18 protein-coding genes and 2 pseudogenes are annotated in these 21,008 nt (G+C 68.3%); 9 read left to right on the top strand and 11 right to left on the bottom strand.

All coding sequences use genetic code 11. The annotated features are described in order from the left end of the window. Positions 1-33: 33 nt before the first annotated feature. The 5 genes and pseudogenes from H074_RS39960 to H074_RS39315 form a co-directional block, all read left to right on the top strand. Positions 34-237, top strand: a pseudogene (locus H074_RS39960) (VOC family protein); the annotation flags it as partial. A gap of 10 nt (positions 238-247) precedes the next feature. Further along, positions 248-1,327: a hypothetical protein gene (locus tag H074_RS16550; protein ID WP_235096786.1), complete on the top strand. Its 1,080-nt coding sequence runs from the start codon at positions 248-250 to the stop codon at positions 1,325-1,327. Positions 1,328-1,452: 125 nt separating this feature from the next. Then, on the top strand, positions 1,453-3,846 hold the full coding sequence (locus tag H074_RS16545; protein WP_039922626.1) for a chitinase C-terminal domain-containing protein: 2,394 nt from the start codon (positions 1,453-1,455) through the stop codon (positions 3,844-3,846). A gap of 337 nt (positions 3,847-4,183) precedes the next feature. Beyond that, positions 4,184-5,437, top strand: a complete 1,254-nt coding sequence (locus tag H074_RS16540; protein ID WP_039922624.1) for an HNH endonuclease signature motif containing protein — start codon at positions 4,184-4,186, stop codon at positions 5,435-5,437. Positions 5,438-5,451: 14 nt separating this feature from the next. Next, a pseudogene (locus tag H074_RS39315) lies at positions 5,452-5,838 on the top strand (HNH endonuclease signature motif containing protein); the annotation flags it as partial. 647 nt (positions 5,839-6,485) lie between these two features. Here H074_RS39315 and H074_RS16535 read toward each other — a convergent pair. From H074_RS16535 to H074_RS42060, 10 genes are all read right to left on the bottom strand, one after another. Beyond that, positions 6,486-7,892 carry a replication-associated recombination protein A gene (locus H074_RS16535; protein WP_007031179.1) on the bottom strand — a complete coding sequence of 469 codons (1,407 nt, stop codon included), beginning with the start codon at positions 7,890-7,892 and terminating at the stop codon, positions 6,486-6,488. 43 nt (positions 7,893-7,935) lie between these two features. After that, positions 7,936-8,784 (bottom strand): SGNH/GDSL hydrolase family protein, encoded by an 849-nt coding sequence (locus H074_RS16530; RefSeq protein WP_007031178.1) that lies wholly within the window; start codon positions 8,782-8,784, stop codon positions 7,936-7,938. Positions 8,785-8,859: 75 nt separating this feature from the next. After that, complete coding sequence (locus H074_RS16525; protein WP_007031177.1) at positions 8,860-10,047, bottom strand: hypothetical protein; 1,188 nt, start codon at positions 10,045-10,047, stop codon at positions 8,860-8,862. Between the two features lie 78 nt (positions 10,048-10,125). Continuing rightward, positions 10,126-11,067: a DUF389 domain-containing protein gene (locus tag H074_RS16520; RefSeq protein WP_007031176.1), complete on the bottom strand. Its 942-nt coding sequence runs from the start codon at positions 11,065-11,067 to the stop codon at positions 10,126-10,128. Next, the gene (gene aspS / locus H074_RS16515) at positions 11,067-12,839 is read right to left on the bottom strand and encodes an aspartate--tRNA ligase (protein ID WP_007031175.1); all 1,773 of its coding nucleotides are present in this window, start codon (positions 12,837-12,839) and stop codon (positions 11,067-11,069) included. Before aspS ends, H074_RS16520 begins: the two co-directional genes overlap by 1 nt. A gap of 112 nt (positions 12,840-12,951) precedes the next feature. Continuing rightward, a complete protein-coding gene (gene merB / locus H074_RS16510) occupies positions 12,952-13,527 on the bottom strand; it encodes an organomercurial lyase (protein ID WP_007031174.1) in 576 nt (191 codons plus the stop codon). Between the two features lie 173 nt (positions 13,528-13,700). Further along, positions 13,701-15,608 carry an intein-containing Rv2578c family radical SAM protein gene (locus H074_RS16505; protein WP_200865786.1) on the bottom strand — a complete coding sequence of 636 codons (1,908 nt, stop codon included), beginning with the start codon at positions 15,606-15,608 and terminating at the stop codon, positions 13,701-13,703. Positions 15,609-15,677: 69 nt separating this feature from the next. After that, positions 15,678-16,640, bottom strand: coding sequence for a sucrase ferredoxin (locus H074_RS16500; protein WP_039922622.1), 963 nt, complete (start codon positions 16,638-16,640; stop codon positions 15,678-15,680). An 85-nt stretch (positions 16,641-16,725) separates the two neighbouring features. Further along, positions 16,726-17,907: a cupin domain-containing protein gene (locus tag H074_RS16495; RefSeq protein ID WP_007031171.1), complete on the bottom strand. Its 1,182-nt coding sequence runs from the start codon at positions 17,905-17,907 to the stop codon at positions 16,726-16,728. After that, complete coding sequence (locus tag H074_RS42060; RefSeq protein WP_005157133.1) at positions 17,908-18,039, bottom strand: hypothetical protein; 132 nt, start codon at positions 18,037-18,039, stop codon at positions 17,908-17,910. 171 nt (positions 18,040-18,210) lie between these two features. Between H074_RS42060 and crcB (H074_RS16490) the strand changes: the two genes are divergently transcribed. The 3 genes from crcB (H074_RS16490) to crcB (H074_RS16480) are packed head-to-tail and all read left to right on the top strand — an operon-like array spanning position 18,211 to position 19,360. Then, positions 18,211-18,651 (top strand): fluoride efflux transporter CrcB, encoded by a 441-nt coding sequence (crcB, locus tag H074_RS16490; protein ID WP_051071947.1) that lies wholly within the window; start codon positions 18,211-18,213, stop codon positions 18,649-18,651. Beyond that, positions 18,648-18,989, top strand: coding sequence for a DUF190 domain-containing protein (locus H074_RS16485; RefSeq protein WP_007031169.1), 342 nt, complete (start codon positions 18,648-18,650; stop codon positions 18,987-18,989). Before crcB (H074_RS16490) ends, H074_RS16485 begins: the two co-directional genes overlap by 4 nt. Beyond that, the gene (crcB, locus tag H074_RS16480; RefSeq protein ID WP_007031168.1) at positions 18,986-19,360 is read left to right on the top strand and encodes a fluoride efflux transporter CrcB; all 375 of its coding nucleotides are present in this window, start codon (positions 18,986-18,988) and stop codon (positions 19,358-19,360) included. Before H074_RS16485 ends, crcB (H074_RS16480) begins: the two co-directional genes overlap by 4 nt. Before the next feature lies 1 nt (position 19,361). Here crcB (H074_RS16480) and H074_RS16475 read toward each other — a convergent pair whose 3' ends face one another. Then, complete coding sequence (locus H074_RS16475) at positions 19,362-19,787, bottom strand: MarR family winged helix-turn-helix transcriptional regulator (protein WP_007031167.1); 426 nt, start codon at positions 19,785-19,787, stop codon at positions 19,362-19,364. A gap of 86 nt (positions 19,788-19,873) precedes the next feature. On the opposite strand from H074_RS16475, the gene H074_RS16470 reads away from it, so the two are divergent. After that, positions 19,874-20,950 (top strand): NAD(P)/FAD-dependent oxidoreductase, encoded by a 1,077-nt coding sequence (locus H074_RS16470; RefSeq protein WP_007031166.1) that lies wholly within the window; start codon positions 19,874-19,876, stop codon positions 20,948-20,950. The last annotated feature ends 58 nt before the right edge of the window (positions 20,951-21,008 follow it).

Raw genomic sequence — 21,008 nt, 5'->3', positions numbered from 1 at the left:
CCACTCACGAGGCTCTATTCGGTCCCGAACGACGACACCGGTTTCCGGATCCGCTTCCTGCCGACGGAGGAACCGAAGACCGGGCGGAACCGGCTCCGTTTCGTTCTGCACGGCCCGCTTTCGGAAGTCGACCGGCTCGTTTCGCTCGGTGCGACCCGAGTCGGCGTCGGTGAAAGCGGTCAGGTGGAAATGGCGGATCCCGACGGGAACGAGTTTTCTGTCGTGGTGCCCGGCTAACCTCCGCCGCATGGACATGAGAGCCGTGGCCGAAGCCCTCGTCGCGGGGGAACACGTCAGTACTTGGGATCTGCGGGACGCCGGACCGGACGATTTTCCCGAACTGCGCGAAATCCGGCGAACCGGGGATCAGGCGCTGCGCAACGCGGCGCGCACCCTGCTTTTCGCTTTGGGCGGCCCGGAAGCACTCGGTGAAGACGACCTCTCGCTCTTCCGCCGTCTGATCCGGAGCAAGATCGCCGTCGAAGTCCCGGTCGCGATGGAGAGTTGCGAGTTCTGGTACGCCATCCCGACCACGGACCAGGCGGCGGTGCTCGACGCGTTCGGTCTGTCCGGCCCGGAACCGGTGACCATGTCGCTGGGCACCGAGATCTGGAGACAGCACTACCTCGGCCCAGGGCATCAACGGTGCGCACGGGTCTACGTCAGTCCCGCGCTCGACGGATGGACGCTCATCTTCGGCTCACCTTCGGACGACCAGCACCCCGCGGACGTCACCGACGAAAGCTCTTGGAGCACCGAACCCCGCGAGCATTATCTGGCCATGCTCGCGAACGAGAAGGTCTGGCGCGGCGTGCTTCGTGAGCGCTGCGTCGCATTGAGTCGCAGGTTCGGCGAGGCGCACCACTACTTCCGCAGCTACGGCGACTCGACGACGTCGTGGTGTATCGCCGAAAACGGCGAGCTGGTCCGATTCTACGACGTCTCCGCTCCCGAAGAATCCGTCGGCGAACTCGCGGCCGAGCACGGCTACCTGCTCCCCCACGAAGACACCCCGCTGCCCAAAGGCTGGGCCGACGACATCGAGCACACCGACAATCCCTTGGACTGGCAACGGGAATGGGTCCGGCGCTACCGGCGCCTGAAGGCGGAACTCGGGATTCCGGACCACTGCGACGCGGAAACGATCGCCGAAGCGCTTTCGGTGCACCCCGGCAAGGTCGGCCCGCACACCCGGGTAGAAGGGCACGGGGTCATAGCACTCACCGGATGTGGTCGGCGGTATGGCCACCCGCGAACTCTGTTGCGAGGCATCACTTACACACCGGCACCGGAACGACCCTCGCTCCTCGACGAAGACCGGACCTGACGAAGCACAGGTACGCTCCGTCGTACGGCACAGGATGGAAATTGGTCTACACCTATTGACGCGCGCCAGGTCGGCGGCTCAAGCTGCTGTGACCGAGGGCCATCTTCCACTGTCGGAGGTTCGGCGTGCCAAGGAGAACCAGGAAACTACTCCCCCTGCTGGCGTCGCTCATCACGCTGGCCGGACTCATGATCGTCGTCATCACCCCGTCCACGTCGAGCGCGGCAGGCCATGAGGACTGTCGTCCCGACGGGCTGTACCGGACACCCGGCGTCGACACCCCCTACTGCACCGTCTACGACACCGCTGGCCGCGAATCCCTGGGAGAAGGGCATTCCCGCCGCGTGATCGGCTACTTCACCAGCTGGCGCACCGGAAAGAACGGCGCGCCGGCGTATCTGGCGAGCAACATCCCGTGGACCAAGGTCACCCACCTCAACTACGCGTTCGCGCACGTCGACGCGCAGAACAAGGTGTCGGTCGGCGCCCCGGGCCCGAACAACGAGTCCATCGGCATGGAATGGCCGGGCGTGCCCGGCGCGGAGATGGATCCGTCGTTGCCCTACAAGGGACATTTCAATCTGCTGAACAAGTACAAGAAGCAGTACCCGAACGTGAAGACGCTGGTTTCGATCGGCGGCTGGGCGGAAACGGGCGGCTTCCTGAACCCGGACGGCACGCGCAACGCGTCGGGCGGGTTCTACAAGATGACGCAAAGCCAAGCGAGCATTGACGTCTTCGCGGATTCCGTCGTGAAGTTCCTGCGCGACTACGGATTCAACGGCGCGGACATCGACTACGAGTACGCGACTTCGGCGAACTACGCCGGAAACCCGGATGACTACTGGATCGCGCAGGCCAACCGCGGCACGCTGTGGGCGGGCTACGAGAACCTGATGCGCACGCTCCGCCAGAAGATCGACCAGGCGGGCGCCGCCGACGGCAAGCACTACCTGCTGACCGCGGCCGTCCCCGCGTCCGGCTGGCTGCTGCGCGGCCAGGAGGTCTACGGCGTCACGCAGTACCTCGACTACGCCAACATGATGAGCTACGACCTGCACGGCGCGTGGAACCAGTTCGCCGGGCCGAACGCGGCGCTCTACGACAACGGCAAGGACGCGGAACTCGCGCACTGGCAGGTGTACACGACACCGCAGTACGACGGTCAGGGCTATCTCAACACCGACTGGGCTTATCACTACTTCCGCGGCGCCATGCAGGCCGGCCGGATCAACATCGGCGTCGGGTTCTACACCCGGGGCTGGCAAGGGGTGTCCGGCGGGACCAACGGACTGTGGGGCAATGCTCCACTGCCGGACCAGAAGCAGTGTCCACCTGGCACCGGTTCCCAGGTCGGTTCGACCGTGCCGTGCGGTAACGGCGCGATCGGCATCGACAATCTCTGGCACGATATGAGCCTGACGGGCGCCGAGGTACCTGCGGGCGCGAACCCCATGTGGCACGCGAAGAACCTCGAGAACGAGATCACCCCGGACTACCTGGAGGCGTACGGGCTGGACCCGAAGAACAACCCGAAGGACCGGCTCTCCGGGAAGTACGACCGGTTCTACGACAACACGATGGTGACGCCGTGGCTGTGGAACAACGACAAGAAGGTGTTCCTGTCCACTGAGGACGAAGAGTCGCTCACCACGAAGGCCAAGTACGTGGCCGACAAGGGCATCGGCGGCGTCATGATCTGGGAACTGGCGGGCGACTACGCCTTCGACAACGCCAAGGGCCAGTACTTCATGGGCGACATGCTGATCACGAAGATCAACGACGGCCTACGCGGCGCCGCCCCGTACGGCAACAGCAAGTCGTCGCGTCCCGCGCCGTCGTCGGTGCTGAACGCGAACGTCAACCTGACCGGGTTCGCGCTGGGCGACCCGAACTACCCGATCACCCCGAGGATGCGCATCACCAACAATTCGACCACCACCATCCCCGGTGGGACGAAGATCGAGTTCGACTACGGCACGAGCGCGCCCGGCAGCATGTCCGACCAGTCCGGCTTCGGTCTGACGGTCACGAGCAAGGGCCACAGCGGGCCCAACGTCGGCGGGATGAAGGGAGACTTCCAGCACGTCGCGGTGACCGTGCCCACCTGGCAGACGATCGCGCCGGGCGCCACCGTCGAGATCCGGCTGAACTACTACATGCCGATCGCTTCGCCGTCGAACTTCACGTTCACCTTCGGCGGGACGACGTACGCGATCGCGTCGGATCACCCGCGCGGCGGCGGTGCTCCGCCGACGACGACCACCACGCCCACAACGACGACGGGTACGACGACCACGACACCCACCACCACGACCAGCCCGACGACGACGCGGACGACCACCACCACGCCGACGACGACCACCTCGGTGCCGTCCGACGCCTGGAAGCCGGACGTCGATTACGCCACCGGTGCCCGGGTGACCTACAACGGCGCGGCCTACGTGTGCCGGCAGGGTCACCGGTCACTGCCCGGCTGGGAGCCGCCGAACGTGCCTGCCCTCTGGACCCCCGCCTGACAGACCCGGCAGCGCGCAGAAAAGGTCCTCGTGAGTGGTAAGGACGGTTAGAACCGTCCTTACCACTCACGAGACCCAAGAGCTCAGCGACGTCCTGCAGTCAACTCGTCAAAACCCGGGAAGTCCCCCATCGTGCGTCGGCTTAGGTACTCGTGAGTGGTAAAGACGGTTAGAACCGTCTTTACCACTCACGAGAGAGAAGACTTCAGGTACTTGTCTTACCCAAAGCGACCCGACCAGACTCGGTGACGGCTTCACTCTTAAGTGTCGTTCGCTCAATTTCATTGTTGCTTAAAATTACGAACACGCGTTCGATTTGTTCGGGTATTCTGGAGGAGTGTCCGAGACCTTTCTTCCCGAGTTGCCGCAGGAGTTGTGGCGTGCCGGCAAGCTGGAGCTTGCCCATGGCGTGCAGCAGTCTTTGCGGGTGATTCGGATGGCTACCGCCGGGTTGGGGCAGTTTCTGGCGGAGATCGAGTCTCGGGGCGTCAAAGACTTGTACGGGTACGGCAGTACGGCTACGTGGTTCGCGGATGTGGCGGGGTTGTCGGTTGGTGAGGCGCGTCCGGTGGTGAAGCGGGCGATCGCGTTGAACCCGACCCGGGCGCTGGATGGGACCGAGGTTCCGGCGGTTGCGCCCGCGACCGCTGCGGTGGCCGCGGAGGGGCTGGTCGGGGATGAGCGGATCGATCAGATCCTGGAGATCCTGACGAAGATCCCGCCCGACACATCGGCCGAAGACCGGGCGAGTGCGGAGAAAATTCTCGCCGACCTCGCCCGGGATGCCGGGCCGCGGCAGTTGGTGGAAGCCGAGCAGAATCTGCTGGCGTGGTTGGATCCCGACGGGAACGAGCCCAAGGATCCAGAGCCTAAGGAACCGCGTCGGGAGATCACTCTGGAACGCCGCAAGGACGGGTTCTGGAGACTGACCGGTCTCCTCGACGACGAGACCGGTGCTCGCACGGCGGCCGCGCTCGAGGCCCATGCCCAGCCACGCCCAGTCGACGAATTCGGCCAAGCCGACTTGCGGATGAAGTGCGAACGCCTGGGAGACGCGTGGGTCGATCTGCTGGACCTGGCGATCGCCTGCCCCGACCAACCGGGCACCAGCGGCTACCGCACGCTGGTGCACGTCACCATCGGGCTGGAGGAGCTGAAATCCGGCCTCGGCACCGCCTGCCTCGACTTCGTCGGCACGATGACCGCCCGCGAAGCCCGCCTCGCCGCCTGCGACTGCCTCATGCTCCCCGTCGTCATGAACACCGCCGGAGAGCCCCTCGACGTGGGACGCCTCCGACGGTTCGTCACCCCCGGCCAACGCCGCGCCCTGAACATCCGAGACGGCGGCTGCGCGTTCCCCGGCTGCCATCGGAAGCCCAAGAACTGCCACGCCCACCACATTCACCACTGGGCAGACGGCGGACCCACCGACCTCCGCAACCTCGTCCTACTCTGCTCCTTCCACCACCGGTTGATTCATCACGGCGACTGGCAAGTCCGCATGGCCACCGACGGGCTACCGGAGTTCATCCCGCCCCAATACCGGGACCCGCTCCGAAAACCCCGCCGCAACACCCTCCACCACGCCTGAACCCCGAGGAGCCCGCCAGCCACACNCGCCTCGCCGCCTGCGACTGCCTCATGCTCCCCGTCGTCATGAACGCCGCCGGAGAGCCTCTCGACGTGGGACGGATGCGACGGTTCGTCACCCCCGGCCAACGACGTGCCCTGAACATCCGCGACGGTGGCTGCGCGTTCCCCGGTTGTCATCGGAAGCCGAAGCACTGCCACGCCCACCACATTGATCACTGGGCAGACGGCGGACCCACCGACCTCCGCAACCTGGTGCTGCTCTGCGGCTTTCACCACCGGTTGATCCACCACGGCGACTGGCAAGTCCGCACGGCCACCGACGGGCTACCCGAGTTCATCCCACCCCAATACCGAGATCCGCTCCGAAAACCCCGACGCAACACCCTCCACCACACCTAACCCCGAGGAGCCCGCCAGCCACACCGGCGATGGGCCCCTCACCATGCCCACCCGGCGGACAGCACTGGGTCAAGCGGGTCGCGAGTGGGGATTCGGGTTCTATTGAGAGGTAAGGCAAACGTGGGGTGAGCGAGCTGCCGCGGGAGTCGTGAACGCGCCCCACTGATCACCAGCAACAGAAGCCGCACTGCCAGGTGGGAAGGCGCAAGTCCAGGTGGTCGTGAGTGGCGATTCGGCCTCTGGCGGACCGGTATTTGCTTACCTACTGGACCCGACCCCGTCTTGGTGCCGTGGTGGAGCTGGTGCGGGTGGCCGGGGTGTCGGCCGTCGGGTCTGAGTGGCACAACCTTGATCAACGGAGGATTCGGGACGTCGAGCGTCCCCATTCCTTCATAGACGATCTCGATACCCCCTGAGATCGTCACCCTCGCGCAGGTCAGCAGCAGGTAGGCAAACACCGGTCCGTACTAACCCGAATCGCCACTCACGAAAACCTGGACCGACCGCGCACTCCCCTCACCACCAACGTCGCGAAAGAGGCTTTCGCAACACACCACCTTTGCCCTACCCCTCGATAACCCCACTCACCACTCACGACAACCCCGGCCCGTGAACTTGCGGATTGCGTGACGAGCTCCGGCCGAAACCTAACGCTCACCCCGGATGGTGCGCCGCAGCTTCGGCACCCGCTCGTACAAGGTCCGCTCGGCCCCGCGCTGCGTCGGTTCGTAGTAGTCCCGCCCCACCAGCTCGTCCGGTGGATACTGTTGCGCCAGAACACCTTCCGGCACATTGTGCGGGTACCGGTACCCCTTCGCGTTGCCGAGCTTCTCCGCTCCCGCGTAGTGCCCGTCGCGCAGATGTGGCGGCACCGTCCCGATCCGCCCGGACCGGACGTCGCTGAGCGCGGCGTCGATCCCGGTGATGACGGCGTTCGATTTCGGCGCCGTCGCCAGGTGAACGGTCGCCTGCGCCAGTGCGAGACGGCCTTCCGGCATGCCGATGAACTGCACGGCGTGTGCCGCCGCGACGGCCGATTGCAGCGCCGTCGGATCGGCCATGCCGATGTCCTCGCTCGCGTGCACGACCAGGCGCCGGGCCAGGAACCGCGGGTCCTCCCCCGCTTCGATCATCCGCGCCAGGTAGTGCAGGGCGGCGTCCACATCGGACCCTCGGATCGATTTGATGAACGCGCTGATGACGTCGTAGTGCTGGTCGCCGTCGCGGTCGTAGCGCACCGCCGCCTTGTCCACTGTGGACTCGACGATGGCGAGATCGATCGTCTTGGCCTCGGTCGCGCTCGCCGCGTCCGCGGCCGCTTCCAGTGCGGTGAGCGCGCGCCGCGCGTCGCCGGAGGCCAGCCGCACCAGATGCGCCCGCGCGTCCTCGGTCAGGGTGAGTTCGCCGCCGAGACCGCGTTCGTCGGCCATCGCGCGCTCGATCAGCGCGACGATGTCGGCGTCGGCCAGCGGCCGCAACTGGAGCACCAGCGACCGCGAAAGCAGCGGCGAGACGACGGAGAACGACGGGTTCTCCGTGGTGGCCGCCACCAGCAGCACCGTCCGGTCCTCGACGGCGCCGAGCAGGGCGTCCTGCTGCGTCTTGGAGAAACGGTGGACCTCGTCGATGAACAAGACCGTGTTCTCGGCGTTGTAGTTCCGGCGGCGCCGTGCCTCTTCGATGACCCCGCGCACCTCCTTCACCCCGGCCGACAGCGCCGACATCGCCACGAACCGGCGGCCGGTCGCGGCCGAGACGAGGTTCGCCAGCGTGGTCTTGCCCGTCCCTGGCGGTCCGTAGAGCAGCACGGAAGCGGGAGCGGCGCCTTCGACGAGCCGCCGCAGCGGCGCACCCTCACGCAGCAGGTGCTGCTGGCCGACGACCTCGTCGAGCGACCGCGGCCGCATCCGCACCGCCAGCGGCGAGCCCGCCGGTACGGTGTTTTTCCCGCCCCCCTCTTCGAGGGACCCACCCCCCTTGGCCTCCCTCGGCTCGGCGGGCTCCGGCGGCGGCCCGAGGTCGGGGTTCACGGTGAAGAGTTCGTCCTGTGCCACGGTGTCGACGGTAGCCGTAGCCACCGACGGTTCCGGCCACAGGTCAGCGCAGCCGTTCCCGGAACGAATGCCACATGATCACGGCCGCGTACGGCACGAACTCGCGGCCCCGCCGCCACACCCACGGGATGCCCTTGAGCACCAGCCAGCCGACGTGCCCGGCGGTGCTCGGCTCCACGCCTCCCGAGCAGGTCAGGCTGACCGGCCGCGGCACCGCGAACCCGGCCTCGGCGAGCCGTTCGGTGAACCCGGTCGCCAGCATCCGGTGCCCGAGTTCCGACGGGTGCAGCCGGTCGACGCTCCACGCGGCGAGGTTGTAGGCGCCGGGAAGCAGTTCGAGGTCGAGACACGGCACGCGCTCGCGTTCGACGACACCGTCGATGGCGGCGTTCAGTTCGGCGACCCGCGCGCTCAACGCCCGCCGCAGCGATCGCGGGAGGCGGAACACCCTGCCGTGGTCGTGGTAGCGCACCGGGATCACGGTGGTGCCGACGGCGGACAGCGAACGGATCACCTCGGTGAGGTCCGCGGCGATCTTCTCGGCGCTGAAATCGGGGCGCAGCGTGTCGTTCATCCCCGCCACCACCAGCGCGACGTCCGGCCGGTGCGCCACGGCCGCGGGAAGCTGCTTCGTCAGCACGCAGCCCATGCGCGCTCCGGTGAACGACGGGTTCAGGTAGCCGTCCGGCTCGACGCCCAGCGCCTCGGCGACGAGCGGGCCGACCCCGCGCCAGCCGCCTCGGTCCGGCAGCGGGTCGCCGAGGCCCACGGCCGTGGAATCGCCGAGCACGACCAGGCTGCGAGCGGCCCGCGGTACGGCCGGGGCGGGAGGAAGGAGAGGTTCGGGACTCGGAGTGACTTCGACACTGATCACGGTCACGGTAGCCACCATCGGCCACGCAGACTCACCAGCGGTGATGCCTGGGTAACGCGGCGAGGACGGTCGAGCGAAAAGTCCGTGCGGCGGTTACCGGAACGCCGGGTAGAACGCGAGGTCCGCGTGCGGCCCCAGCCTGGCCCCGAGCGCCGCGGCGACCCTGGTGGCGTGCTCGGAGATGTGCGTCAGGCGGGCGCGCAGCGAGTGCTTGGCCAGCTCACGCCACCAGGTCACCAGCGCGGCCTCCCGGCTGATCGGCGTGGCGCGCCGGCCCAGGTCCAGCTCCGGGAGAAGCTCCCAGGTGAGGACCCACAGCAGGAGCAGCTGACCGTCCATCAGGTGCTCGGCCAGCGCGTCCTCGTCCGCGAGCGCGGGCCAGACCGAGACGACCTCGGCCCGCCAAGCCGCGATCATCGCCTCGCTCATCCCCGGCGGCAGCGCCAGCGCGTCCGCGCTCGACGCGAACGGGAGCCGCAGATACGCCACGTCCATCAGAGTGCTGCGCACCCGGCCGCGTTCGAAGTCGAGGAACCGCACTCCGCCGCTGGTCACGAGGTTGTTGTCCGGGCTGAGGTCGACCGGGCTGAAGGCACGGTAGGACGGCGCGCCCGCCCGCTCGGCGACCTCCATGACCCGCTGTTGCACGGGCTCCGGCGTCTCGACGTCGAGCAGTTCCTCCAGCAGCCCCGGCAGTTGCGCGCAGACCGCGGGCAGTGGCGCGTCCTCGTTCTTGACCGGGCCTCCCAGACGGCGCAGCAGCGCGTTGAAATCGGGCTCGCGGCTCGCCGTGCTCGCGTGCAGCCTCCCCAGCGACCGGGCCCAGGACAGCAGCGCGCGTTCGGCGCCGCGGGCGTCACGGGCGTGGAGCTTGTCGTGCAGCGTCGGGACGCCGCCGAGGTCCTCGATCACCAGTACGCGGGCCCGGCCGTCGTGCGCCAGCAGTTCCGGGCACATCCGGTCCTCCGGCGCGAGCGCGGTGAACAGCTGGTAGCTGACCGCCTCCTGCGCGAACGGGTCGGGCCGTCCCGGTTCGGGTGGATCGGGGTAGTGCTTGATGACCAAAGTGCGCGGCAGCGCGAACGGCGACGACGCGACCCGCGCCCGCACGACCGTCGCCGGGCCACTGCCGGCGAGGTCCTCGGGGGCGACGAGGGTGATCGCGCTGCCGAATCGGCGCGAAAGGACCGACTCGCCGGCGGCGACCGCGGTCGCGACGGCGAGGGTTTCGGCTCCAGCTCCGACGGTTGAATCGTCGGCAGAGGAGGTATCGACTGTCATTGCCACCGACCCTACTCGTGACTGAGCAACCATGACCACTGAGATCCGGGCAATCGCGCGCACTGGCGCGATCTGGACTCATCCGCGTGAAAGCGGACGTTCCGTCACCCTCGATCGTTGCCCACGACGGCGCAATGTCAGCACAATGGCCGCAGCTGCAACGATTCCGATGAGATTGACCAGAAGCTGACCGGCCGAATAAAGACACCGTTCCCACTGACCGGCAACCGCCGCGACCACCGCGTAGCCCGCCGCGGGAACCGTCGTCACCGAGATGAACACACCCACGAGCGCGGCGGATTTGGCCGACGTCATGGACAGCATCCCGGCCGCGCCCGCGAGCAGCGCGACGATCAGTGACGCGATTCCCACCTGGTAAACGAAATCCACCTCGTGGTTCTCCGCGAGCTTGCTGACTTCGAGAATCCCGGTGGCGTTGCCTGCCAGCACCACGCCGAGCGTGATCACCATCGCGATGGGGAACCCGCCGAGCAACGCGATGCCGCCCTGTTTGACCAGGTCACCCCGGCGCAGCACCAGCCCGACCGCGATCGCGGCCAGCGGCCCGAATTCCGGGCCGACGACCATCGCGCCGACGATGGTGACCGCCGAGTTCGTGATCACGCCGACCGACGCCAGCAGGCACGCGATGGTGAGGAACGCCTGAAATGTCCAGGTGAGCCGGGACTCCTCGCCGGTGCGGCCGACGAGTTCCTGCCACACCACCGCGTCCGCGGCCTCACCCGGCGCGGCTTCCTCGGCCCTGTCCGCGGCGTCGGACACCGCGGTGTCGAGCGCTTCCAGGGTGATCCCGCCGGTGTGGTCGAGATCGAGTCCGCACAGCGACTCGACGATCTCGTCGGTCGCTTCACGGGCGATGTCCGCCTCGATCAGATCGCCCTCGGGCGCGACCGCCACCCCGCGGTGCACGACGAGATGCGCCGTCCCGGCGTGTGCCCGCAGGAACCGGATCGCTTCTTCGGTCCGGTCCGGCGGGCACACGGCCCTGAGATGGAGCATCAGTTCTTGGCGGGCGGCGCGGGCTTGGCGTCGATGCCCGCCTCCTTGCGCTGCTCCGCCGTGATCGGCGCGGGAGCGGCGGTCAGCGGGTCGAACCCGCCACCGGTCTTCGGGAACGCGATCACGTCACGCAGCGACTCGGCCTTGGCCAGCAGCATGACGATCCGGTCCCAGCCGAACGCGATACCGCCGTGCGGCGGCGGGCCGAAGGCGAAAGCGTCGAGCAGGAAGCCGAACTTCTCCTGCGCCTCCTCCTCGGACAGCCCCATCAGCTCGAAGACCTGCTTCTGCAGTTCCTGCTGGTGGATACGGATCGAGCCGCCACCGATCTCGTTGCCGTTGCAGACGATGTCGTAGGCGTAGGCCAGCGCGTTGCCGGGGTCGTCGGCGAGTTTGCCGATCCACTCCGGGGTCGGCGAGGTGAAGGCGTGGTGGAGGGCCTTCCACTTCCCGCCGCCGACCGCGACGTCGTCGGATTCCTCGGCCGAGATGAACATCGGGAAGTCCACGACCCAGACGAACGACCAGGCGTTCTCGTCGATCAGGCCGAGGCGGCTGCCGATCTCCAGCCGGGTGGCGCCCAGCAGCGCACGCGCGTCGGCGGGCTTTCCGGCGGCGAAGAAGACGCAGTCGCCGGGCTTGGCGCCGACGGCTTCGGCGACCGTCTCGCGCTCCTTCTCCGACAGGTTCTTCGCGACCGGCCCGCCGAGCGTGCCGTCCTCGTTCACCAGGATGTAGGCGAGCCCGCGGTGCCCGCGCTGCTTGGCGAAGTCCTGCCAGGCGTCGAGGGTGCGGCGCGGCTGGTCGGCCCCGCCCGCCATCACGACGGCACCGACGTACGGCGCCTGGAACACGCGGAACGGGGTGTCGGCGAAGAACGCCGTCATGTCGGTGAGCTCGAGGTCGAAGCGCAGGTCCGGCTTGTCCGAACCGTACTTCTCCATCGCCTCGGCGTAGGTGATGCGCCGGAACGGCAGGGGGATCTCGGCGCCGATCAGCTTCCACAGCGCCGTCACGATGTCCTCGCCGAGTGCGATGACGTCGTCCTGCTCGACGAAACTCATCTCGATGTCGAGCTGGGTGAACTCCGGCTGACGGTCGGCGCGGAAGTCCTCGTCCCGGTAGCAGCGCGCGATCTGGTAGTACCGCTCGAGGCCGCCGACCATGAGCAGCTGCTTGAACAGCTGCGGCGACTGCGGGAGCGCGTACCAGGAGCCGGGCTTGAGCCGGGCCGGGACCACGAAGTCGCGGGCACCCTCAGGAGTGGAGCGGGTCATGGTCGGGGTCTCGACCTCGACGAACTCCTGCGCGTGCAGCACCTCGCGGGCGGCACGGTTGACCTCGCTGCGCAGGCGCATCGCGGCCGCGGGGCCGCTGCGGCGAAGGTCGAGGTAGCGGTGCTTGAGCCGCACCTCCTCGCCGACGTCGACCCGGTCGTCGATCGGGAACGGCAGCACGGCGGCCTCGGACAGCACCTCGAGCTCGGTGACCAGCACCTCGATCTCGCCGGTGGGGATCTCGGCGTTGGCGTTGCCCTCCGGGCGCTTGGAGACCTCGCCGACGATGCGGACGCAGTACTCGGAGCGCAGCTGGTGGGCGCGCTCGGCCATCTCGCCCTCGCGGAAGACGACCTGGCTCACGCCGCTGGCGTCGCGCAGATCGATGAAGATGACGCCGCCGTGATCGCGCCGCCGGGCCACCCATCCGGTGAGGGTGACCGTCTGACCGGCGTGCTCGGCACGCAAGGTGCCGGCTTTGTGGGTGCGAAGCACTGCGGGTGCTCTCCTTCGGCATCACGATTCTGCGATTCGACGGCTTTTCGCCGACGTCAAAGGCTAACGAATCACCCCGGATGCCTCGCGACCAGGTACAAACCGCGTGCCGTCAGATCGTCGGCCAGGCCTCCAGCGCCGCGACCATCCGCCGGGTGTGCGCCAGGTAATCGGGCACGGACAGGACCCGGCCGTCGATGTTCTCCAGCAGCCAGCCCGAGGCCGCCTCCCGCGAAGCGAAGAACCGCGTGCAGACCAGCGCTTCGACGTAGTCCTGGCCCAGGGCGAGGTCGATACCGGGCAGCCGCGACGCGGCGACGACGGCGTGCGGCGGGTCGACGCTCAAGACGTGCGCGCGGGTGAAGTGGACGCGGACGCGTGCCCCGGTCGCCGGGCAGACCGCGTCCGCGTGCACGGGTTCACCGGTGGCGACGGCCAGGAGGAACAGGTCGACCCGGTACCGGTCGGAGCCCGCCCGCTCGGACGGGCGCGAACCGCGGTCCATCACGACCAGGCCGTCGCGGATGACGAAGCCCATCAGGTCCATCAGCCGGTGGGCTTCGGCGGGGTCCATGCCGACGGTGGCGGCGAGTCTTCCGATGGCGATGGGGTGCCTGCCCGCTCTGGTCAGCTTGGTCGCGGCCCAGGCGATGCGGACAGCGGCGGTGCGATCCGTACGGGTGGTCAACAGGCACCTCCTCGGCTTCCTCCCTTCGAGATTAGGCACGAAAAGGACTTCCGCCAAGCGACTGAGCCGAACGGCCGAATCCGTTGTGCGGTAAGAAAATTCACAATGCTCGCCGCATCTCGGGAGGGGCCGGCTTTTGGTCGCGTGAGGCGAAAGTGGCGCGTGAGGATGTCTTACAGCAGTTTGAGCTGTTCCGCCGGCGGCACCACCGTCTCCCCCGAACGCTGCACGGGCATCGTCACCTGCGTTCGTTCCCCGTCATCGGCACGGGAACCGAAACCGTGACGGCGCGACAACGGGCCGACGCGGGCTCCCAGCCGCTCCCGATAGGACTTCGGAAGATAAGCGCCACGCGAGTACAGCTCGCGGTATTTCGGCACCAGCTCCGGATGTTCCCGGCCGAGCCAGCGAGCGAACCATTCCCGCGCGCCCGGCCGCAGATGCAACGGGAGGACGGTGACCCGCGTGGCGCCGGCCTCGGCCAGCCGCGAGAACAAGGCGTCGAGCGCGGCCGCCGAGTCGGTCAGGTAGGGCAGCACCGGGGCGACCAGCACCGAACACGGGAGACCGGCGTCCCGCGCCTTGCGAATCAGGTCGAGCCTCGCCCTCGGGCTCGGTGTCCCCGGCTCGAGGCGGCGTTGCAGATCCTCGTCCAGCAGCGCGAGCGAGATCGCCAGCCCGGCGGGCACGTCCTTCGACACCGACTCCAGCAGCGGCAGATCCCTGGCCAGCACGGTCCCCTTGGTCAGGATCGACAGTGGCGTGCCCGAATCCGCCAGCGCGGTGATGATGCGCGGCATCAGCTTGTACCGGCCCTCGGCGCGTTGATAGGGATCGGTGTTCGTGCCCATCGCGACGTGCTCGCGCGTCCAGCTCGGCCGCCTCAGTTGCGCTGCCAGCACTTCGGGCGCGTTGACCTTCACGATCACCTGCGTGTCGAAGTCGCGTCCGGCGTCGAAGTCCAGGTATGTGTGGGTGTTCCGGGCGAAGCAGTTGTGCGTGACCATGCCGTCGGCGATGAAGTCGCCCGTTCCGGTGGTGATGTCGAACAACGGCAGCTCGATGCCCAGCGGCTCGATGGACGTCACCTTTCGCCGGATCCGGCCGATGGCGAGGCCGTCGAGCGACCGTTTCCAGGCGACGGCGGGATCGGCGAGCTGGAAGAACCGCACCTCCTCCGATGGCCCGCCGAGCAGTTGAACCGTCCACAACGGACAAAACTTGGCGTTTTCTGTTCTCACATAACGGAAGCCGAAGTTGTCCAGCGCGGCACAGAAGGCCGAGACGATGTCCCGCTCGTCATGGGTGACGCGCAGCGCGCCGTGCCGGTAACTCCCGGCGAGGTCGAACAATCCGGCCAGGAATCCGCGCAGCCAATGGGAATCCGGCGACGGCGGCATCTGCACGAAGCCGACCGACCCGCCGAAATCGGGCAGATACCCGAGCGCGCGGTCCGCGGCGTCCTTCTCGGTCGAGAAGCCACCGGAGCGCACCATCCCGCACAGGTATCCGGCGCGATAGCCGAGGGTGTCGTCCGGGGTGCGGGCGAGTTTCCCGACGCCGACGAGTTCGGTGCCGCCGACCAGATGCGGCCGCTGCGCCGCGCCGAAGCGGGTGCCGGTGAGGTGTTTCCACCCACGACCGGTCAGGAACCGGTGATCGCCACTGGCCACGATGGACGTTCCGTCGTCGAGGGTCAGGCGGTACGCCGGTTTCAGCGTCGACCAGTGCGCGAGCACCTTCGTCGGTACCAGACTGCGCCCGGCGCCCCGTCCGCGCGTCCCGTAGATCGCGTCACCGGGCGCCAGATCCGCCAGCGCCTTCGTCCGGCCGTCGGCCATCAGGACCGGCGTCCCGCCTTCGAGGCAGTACGTACACGCATGAGAACAACCGCGATACGGGTTCACCGTCCATCCGAACGGGACGCCCGATCCCTCGGGCACCTTGTTCAGCACGGATTTGGCGTGCACCTCGTGAAAGGTCACGCCGTCGAACTCGGGCGAGCGCACCGAACGCCGCAACCCGTCCAATCCGGGCAGGACCGGCTCGCCGCCGTCCGCCCGCTGTCGATCCCATCGCACCCAGCCAGTCGAACACATGTTCTAGCCGGGTGTCAAACGTATGTTCGAACGCGGGGGATTCCCGCCCTGTCAGAGCTTGGTGATGTTCTCCGTGACGTACCCGGCGGGCTGGATCAGCCCAACACAACGGCTCTCCCCGCGCGGCGTCGCCGAACGTCGGCGCACCGTCACCGAATAGAAGTCGTCGCCGCCGCGCACGGTGACCACCCGCGCGTCCGACTCGATCAGCGGCTCCTCCTGAACGGCGAGCACGTCGTCCAAACCGGACAGGTCCAGCTGCCGCCGGAGCGCGATCTCCGCGAACTGCGCCCACGCCGTCCGGGCGGAAGTCCGGCCGCGAAGCTGCTCCGGCTCGACCTGACCGCGCAGGGCGGCCTTGGCGACCAGCGCCGCTTCGGCCGGATTGAGCTGGCCGTGCAGGAATCCGTCGGGCACCACCAGCAGGTTGCCCGCCCAGCGGTCGCCGCCGACGTGGCTGACCTCCCAGGACCGGCCGGGGTGGTTGGCGTCGAGCGCCGAGGCCAGCGGGCGGCCGAGCACCGCGCAGCACATGTCCTTGGTGCCGTGCGTGCAGACCAGGAACAGCGGCCCGTCCACGCGCGTGCCGAGTCCGCCGGTGCCTTCCGCGACCGCTTCGAGGTCCAGCGCGGCCAGTTCACCCAGGTCGTGGATCTCCAGGCGCTCCAGCCAGCGGTTGCCCGGCTCGCCTCCGCCGACGTACACCGAACGGGGGCGATCCGGGTCGCGCCGATGTTTGCCGGGACGGCGGATCAGCAGCGGGCGGAGCCCGTGGGAACGTCTCAAGTTCTCGAGCAGCTCACGGCGCTCGGCGGGGAATGCCTCGTCGAGGACGTTCTCCAGCGCGTCCGCGGGCCAGGGGCCAGGCTGCTCGATGAGCAGCCAGCAGCGCATGTCCGCCGCGGTGCCGGCGGGGCTCGCGCCCAGCATGCGCGCAACAGTGGCGCAGCCCGGCAACGCGGCGGGCGGCGCTGGGCTGTCCGGGGCTGGGGTGTCCGAGAGCTGAGCGGTCATCGGTCGACCCCTCCGGACTTGACCTTAGGCATGCCTTAGCTTACCCCGTCCGACCTCCCTTCACACTTCTCGTCCCCTGTGACGTTCAGCCGATCGAGAGAAGTCCCTGCGAGGTAAGCTCGCCGAGGAAGGCCCGCACCGTCCCCCGATCGAGTCCGGACAGCTCGGTGAGTCGCTTGACCGCCTGTGGCGTGCCGTCGAGCAGCGCCTTCAGCAGCGGTGCCGCGGCACCCGCGAAGACGAACCGTCTGCCGTCCGCGAGCAGGGTCACCCGGCCGTCGCCTTCTTCGAGCACCGCCCTCGGGACGAGGAACCTGACCTCGGTCTCATCACCGTCCGGCAGCAGGCCGGGAGTCGCCGCCCAAGGCAGCCCGACCCGCGGATGCGCCGGGGCCGCCGAGTCACGCTCGGCGAGGAACCTGCCGACGACGTCGCCGGTCAGCGTGGCTTCCAGTTCCGCGCGCAGTGCGGCGGCGCGGGCCACTCGTTCCTCCGCCGTCCCGAACCTCGGGAGGTCCTCGCGGAACACGGTGCTCGCCCGCAGCTTGTCGGCGAGCCAGGACACCAGGTCGATTCCCGTGGCCGGACTGAAACCGAGCGTGAGGTGCAGCGACATCTCCCCCACCGCCGTGACGTCATGCCAGTGCCCGCGCGGGACATAGAGGACGTCGCCGTCTTCGAGGATGAAGTCGTCGATCGGCTCACCGGGCCGCTCGGGCTGCTCGACGTCGCGGTGCAGTGGCGCGGGCCTGGTCGGGCCGTGCATCCGCCAGCGTTTGCGGCCGGCGACCTGGATGATGAACGCGTCGTGGTCGTCCCAGTGCACGTCGAAGCCGTGGGTCACGCCCCAGCCCGCGTACAGGTTGACCTGGACGCTCTCACGGAGGTCGTGTTCGAGGCTCCTGGCGAGGTCGCCGATCGGGTCGCTGAGTTCCTGGATGGCGTCCAGCACCATCGTCGCGCCGCCGCGCAGGTGCTCCGTGAACGGGGCGGCCCGCAGGCGGGGGACGGTGCCACTGCGACGGGTGGGGACGAGATCGGTATAGCTCTCCATGGGCACCGGGGTGCCGTCGAGCGCGAGGCGCAGCCGCGGGAACTCCAGCCGATGCCGCCGGAGGATCGCGTTCAGCGCCGGCCAAGGCAACAGGTCGGCGAAGCGGCCCGCGCGGCCTTCGAAACGGCGGTAGGTCTCGCCCTGGACGTCTTGGAAGAACTGGCTGACCCCGAGCGGAGCCACGAGGTCAGCCAGCGTCGGCGCTTCGGGCACTCAGCCGTCGTTGCCGTCGTTGTCGGCGGCCGCGCCGTTGGCCTTCCCGCGGTCCACCGCGGTCGGGATCTTCTCGACCTCCAGCAGCAAACCGCTGTCGGGAGCCTGCGTACCTGACTGTTCCTGTGCCATCCTGCCACCTTTTTCTAGACGAGCGGACGGACCGAAAATCGGCCTGGAGCGCCGCTCAGCCTACGACACGTTTCGAGAAAATTCACTGTCCAGCAGGGAAAAACGGTCTTGTGAGCGATCTTCGCCACCGTGGCGCGAGTTCACCCGGACAGCGGTTCTAAGCTGCCATCCATGGCTGAACCGGCATCCGTCCCGAAACGCCACTCAGCGACGCGCTGGGACGTCTTGGCGGTCATCGGCGCGGGCGGCGCGCTGGGCAGTCTCGCCCGCTACGGCCTCTCGGTGGCGATCCCCCGTTCCCGCGGCCAGTTCCCGCTTTCCACCTTCGCCACCAACGTTTCCGGCTGTCTGCTGATCGGGATCCTGATGGCGGTCATCACCGGGGCCACGAGTCCGCACCGGCTACTGCGCCCCTTCCTCGGGGTGGGGATCCTTGGCGGTTACACCACGTTTTCGACCTATACGACCGAGACACTCGATCTTGTGACCGCCGGACATCCGTTCACCGGATTGTCGTACGCGGCGGGTAGCGTGGTCACCGCCCTGATCGCGGTCCTGATCGGCGGGGAAGCGACCCGGGCCTGGCTCAACCGGACGGGAGCGAAACCATGAGGCTCGCCGGACGCGCCCTGCGGCTGTCCGTCTACGTGGGCGAGGACGACGTCTGGCACCACAAACCGCTGTACCACGAGATCGTGCGGCGGGCGCACGACGCCGGGCTCGCCGGGGCGTCGGTCCTGCGCGGGATCGAAGGGTACGGCGCGAGTTCGCTGATCCACACGACCCGGCTGCTCTCGTTGTCCGAAGACCTGCCCGTGGTGATCGTGATCGTCGACGAGGAGGACCGGATCCGGGCGTTCCTGCCGCAGCTCGACGAACTGATCGGCGAAGGCCTGGTGACCCTCGACGACGTCGAGGTCATCCGCTATGCGGGCCGGACGGCACCGTGACCGTTCTGTTCGTCGCGCTCGGCGGCGGCCTCGGCGCGATCCTGCGTTACCTGACCGACCGGCGCGTCCAGGCGTGGCGGAATTCCGCGTTTCCCTGGGGCACGCTCACGGTGAACGTCGTCGGTTCGGCGATCCTCGGCGTGCTGACCGGCTGGGCGTCGCACGGCGGGCAGCCGGACCAGGTCCGCGCGCTGCTGGCCGTCGGCTTCTGCGGCGGGCTCACGACCTTCTCGACGTTCGGCTACGAAACCCTGCGCCTGTTCACGGAGAAGGCACGGCTTTACGCCGTCGTCAACGTCTGCGTGACCGTCCTAGCCGGATTGACCGCGGCGACCGCGGGCCTGCTGCTCGCCGCCGCCGTCTGGCACTGAATCAGTCTTCGGGCGCCATCCGCCACGCGGCGGCCGCGATCGCCTCGCGCTGTTCGTTGGGGAGGTCCGCCGCCATTTCCTCCAGTTTCTCGACGACGCCTTCGTGAGCGGCGTTCGCGAGCCGGAGCCCCTCTTCCGTCAGCGTGATCTTCAGCGCGCGGCGATCGCAGGAATCCGCGACCCGTTCGACGAGCGCGCGCCGCTGCACCCGGTCCACCAGGCCGGTGACGCTGGACTTCTCCAGGTTCAGCATCTTGCCGAGGTCGGTCATCCCGACACCCCTCTCCCCCTGCGCCAGCACGCAGAGCAGCTGCGCCTGCTGCGGCGTGAGGTCGTGCGACCGGCCGACGTCGATGAAAGCCCGCTGCACCAGATGCGAGAGCCGCACCAGCGCGGTCGCGAATCCGAGGTCTTCGGCCGTGGTCATGACCGCAGTCTACTTGACGATCGTTCGGAGTACGAACTACTGTAGTTCGTAATACCAACATTACGTACTACGAACTAGGGGATCTCATGACCACGACCGTGGCCGTCATCGGCGGGGGATACGGCGGCACGACCGTCGCCAAGGAGCTGGACTCGTTCACCGACGTCGTGCTCGTCGAGCCGCGCGAGGACTTCGTCCACCATGTCGCCGCGTTGCGCGGGCTCGTCGATCCCGAGTGGACGGATCGGCTCTTCTACCCGTACGCCCGGCTTCTCGAGCGAGGACGGGTGCTCCGCGACCGCGCGGTGAGCGTGGACCAGGACGGCGTCACGCTCGCGTCGGGCGAACGGCTCACACCGGACTACGTCGTGCTGGCGACCGGTTCGGCGTACCCGTTCCCGGCGAAGATCGATTTCCACGACAGCGCTTCGGCGAAGGCGAAGATCCGTGCCACCCGGGAGGAACTCGCGGGGGCGGAGAAGGTGCTGCTGCTCGGCGCGGGCCCGGTGGGCCTCGAACTGGCAGGGGAGATCAAGGCGGTGTGGCCGGAGAAGACCGTGACGATCGTCGACCCGGCGAAGGAGATCCTGCCCGGCTTCCCGGAGGAGTTCCGCGCGGAGATCCGCCGTCAGCTCGGCGACCTGGGCGTCGAACTCCTGCTCGGCACTTCGCTGACCGAGCAGCCGGTCTCGGAACCGGGGCAGGCCAAGACGTTCACCTCGGGTCTCACCGGCGGCGGCGAGGTGACCGCCGACCTGTGGTTCCAGTGCTACGGCGGCGCGCCGCACACCGCTTATCTCGACGGCGAACTGGCCGCCGCGCGGCAGGCGAACGGACAGGTGGCGGTGACCCCCGAACTGCGGCTCCCAGGGCAGCCCCGCGTGTTCGCGCTCGGCGACATCACCGCGCTGCCGGAGGGGAAACTGGCGAAGGTGGCCGGTGATCACGCCGAGGTCGTCGTCGCCAACATCCGGGCGCTGGTCGAAGGCGGCGAGCTGCGCGCCCACACGCCGGGCGGGCCGATGATCTCGTTGCCGCTCGGTCCGTCCGGGGGCGCGACCTACGCCGAGGAAGTCGGGATCCTGGACGCGGCGACGACTTCGGAGATCAAGGGGTCGCACATGATGGTGTCCCGGTACGAGGAGATGTTCAGGACCGCGTAGGGCTCGTGAGCGGTAAGGACGGTTCTAACCGTCCTTGTAACTAGTCAGGTCCCCCGGG

Origin of the sequence: Amycolatopsis decaplanina DSM 44594 (assembly GCF_000342005.1) — a bacterium.
Classification (GTDB): Bacteria; Actinomycetota; Actinomycetes; order Mycobacteriales; family Pseudonocardiaceae; genus Amycolatopsis; species Amycolatopsis decaplanina.
The sequence above is the reverse complement of the archived record's forward strand: the minus strand, read 5'-3'. Positions and strand labels throughout refer to the sequence as shown.

Bases quoted from the DNA above. Each gene is read 5' to 3' on its own strand.
- H074_RS16485 (WP_007031169.1), top strand. From the start codon at position 18,648: ATGAGGCTCGCCGGACGCGCCCTGCGGCTGTCCGTCTACGTGGGCGAG.
- H074_RS16470 (WP_007031166.1), top strand. From the start codon at position 19,874: ATGACCACGACCGTGGCCGTCATCGGCGGGGGATACGGCGGCACGACC.
- H074_RS16530 (WP_007031178.1), bottom strand. From the start codon at position 8,784: ATGGTGGCTACCGTGACCGTGATCAGTGTCGAAGTCACTCCGAGTCCC.
- H074_RS16475 (WP_007031167.1), bottom strand. From the start codon at position 19,787: ATGACCACGGCCGAAGACCTCGGATTCGCGACCGCGCTGGTGCGGCTC.
- H074_RS16525 (WP_007031177.1), bottom strand. From the start codon at position 10,047: ATGACAGTCGATACCTCCTCTGCCGACGATTCAACCGTCGGAGCTGGA.
- H074_RS42060 (WP_005157133.1), bottom strand. From the start codon at position 18,039: ATGGCACAGGAACAGTCAGGTACGCAGGCTCCCGACAGCGGTTTGCTG.
- crcB (WP_051071947.1), top strand. From the start codon at position 18,211: ATGGCTGAACCGGCATCCGTCCCGAAACGCCACTCAGCGACGCGCTGG.
- H074_RS16550 (WP_235096786.1), top strand. From the start codon at position 248: ATGGACATGAGAGCCGTGGCCGAAGCCCTCGTCGCGGGGGAACACGTC.
- H074_RS16500 (WP_039922622.1), bottom strand. From the start codon at position 16,640: ATGACCGCTCAGCTCTCGGACACCCCAGCCCCGGACAGCCCAGCGCCG.
- H074_RS16520 (WP_007031176.1), bottom strand. From the start codon at position 11,067: ATGCTCCATCTCAGGGCCGTGTGCCCGCCGGACCGGACCGAAGAAGCG.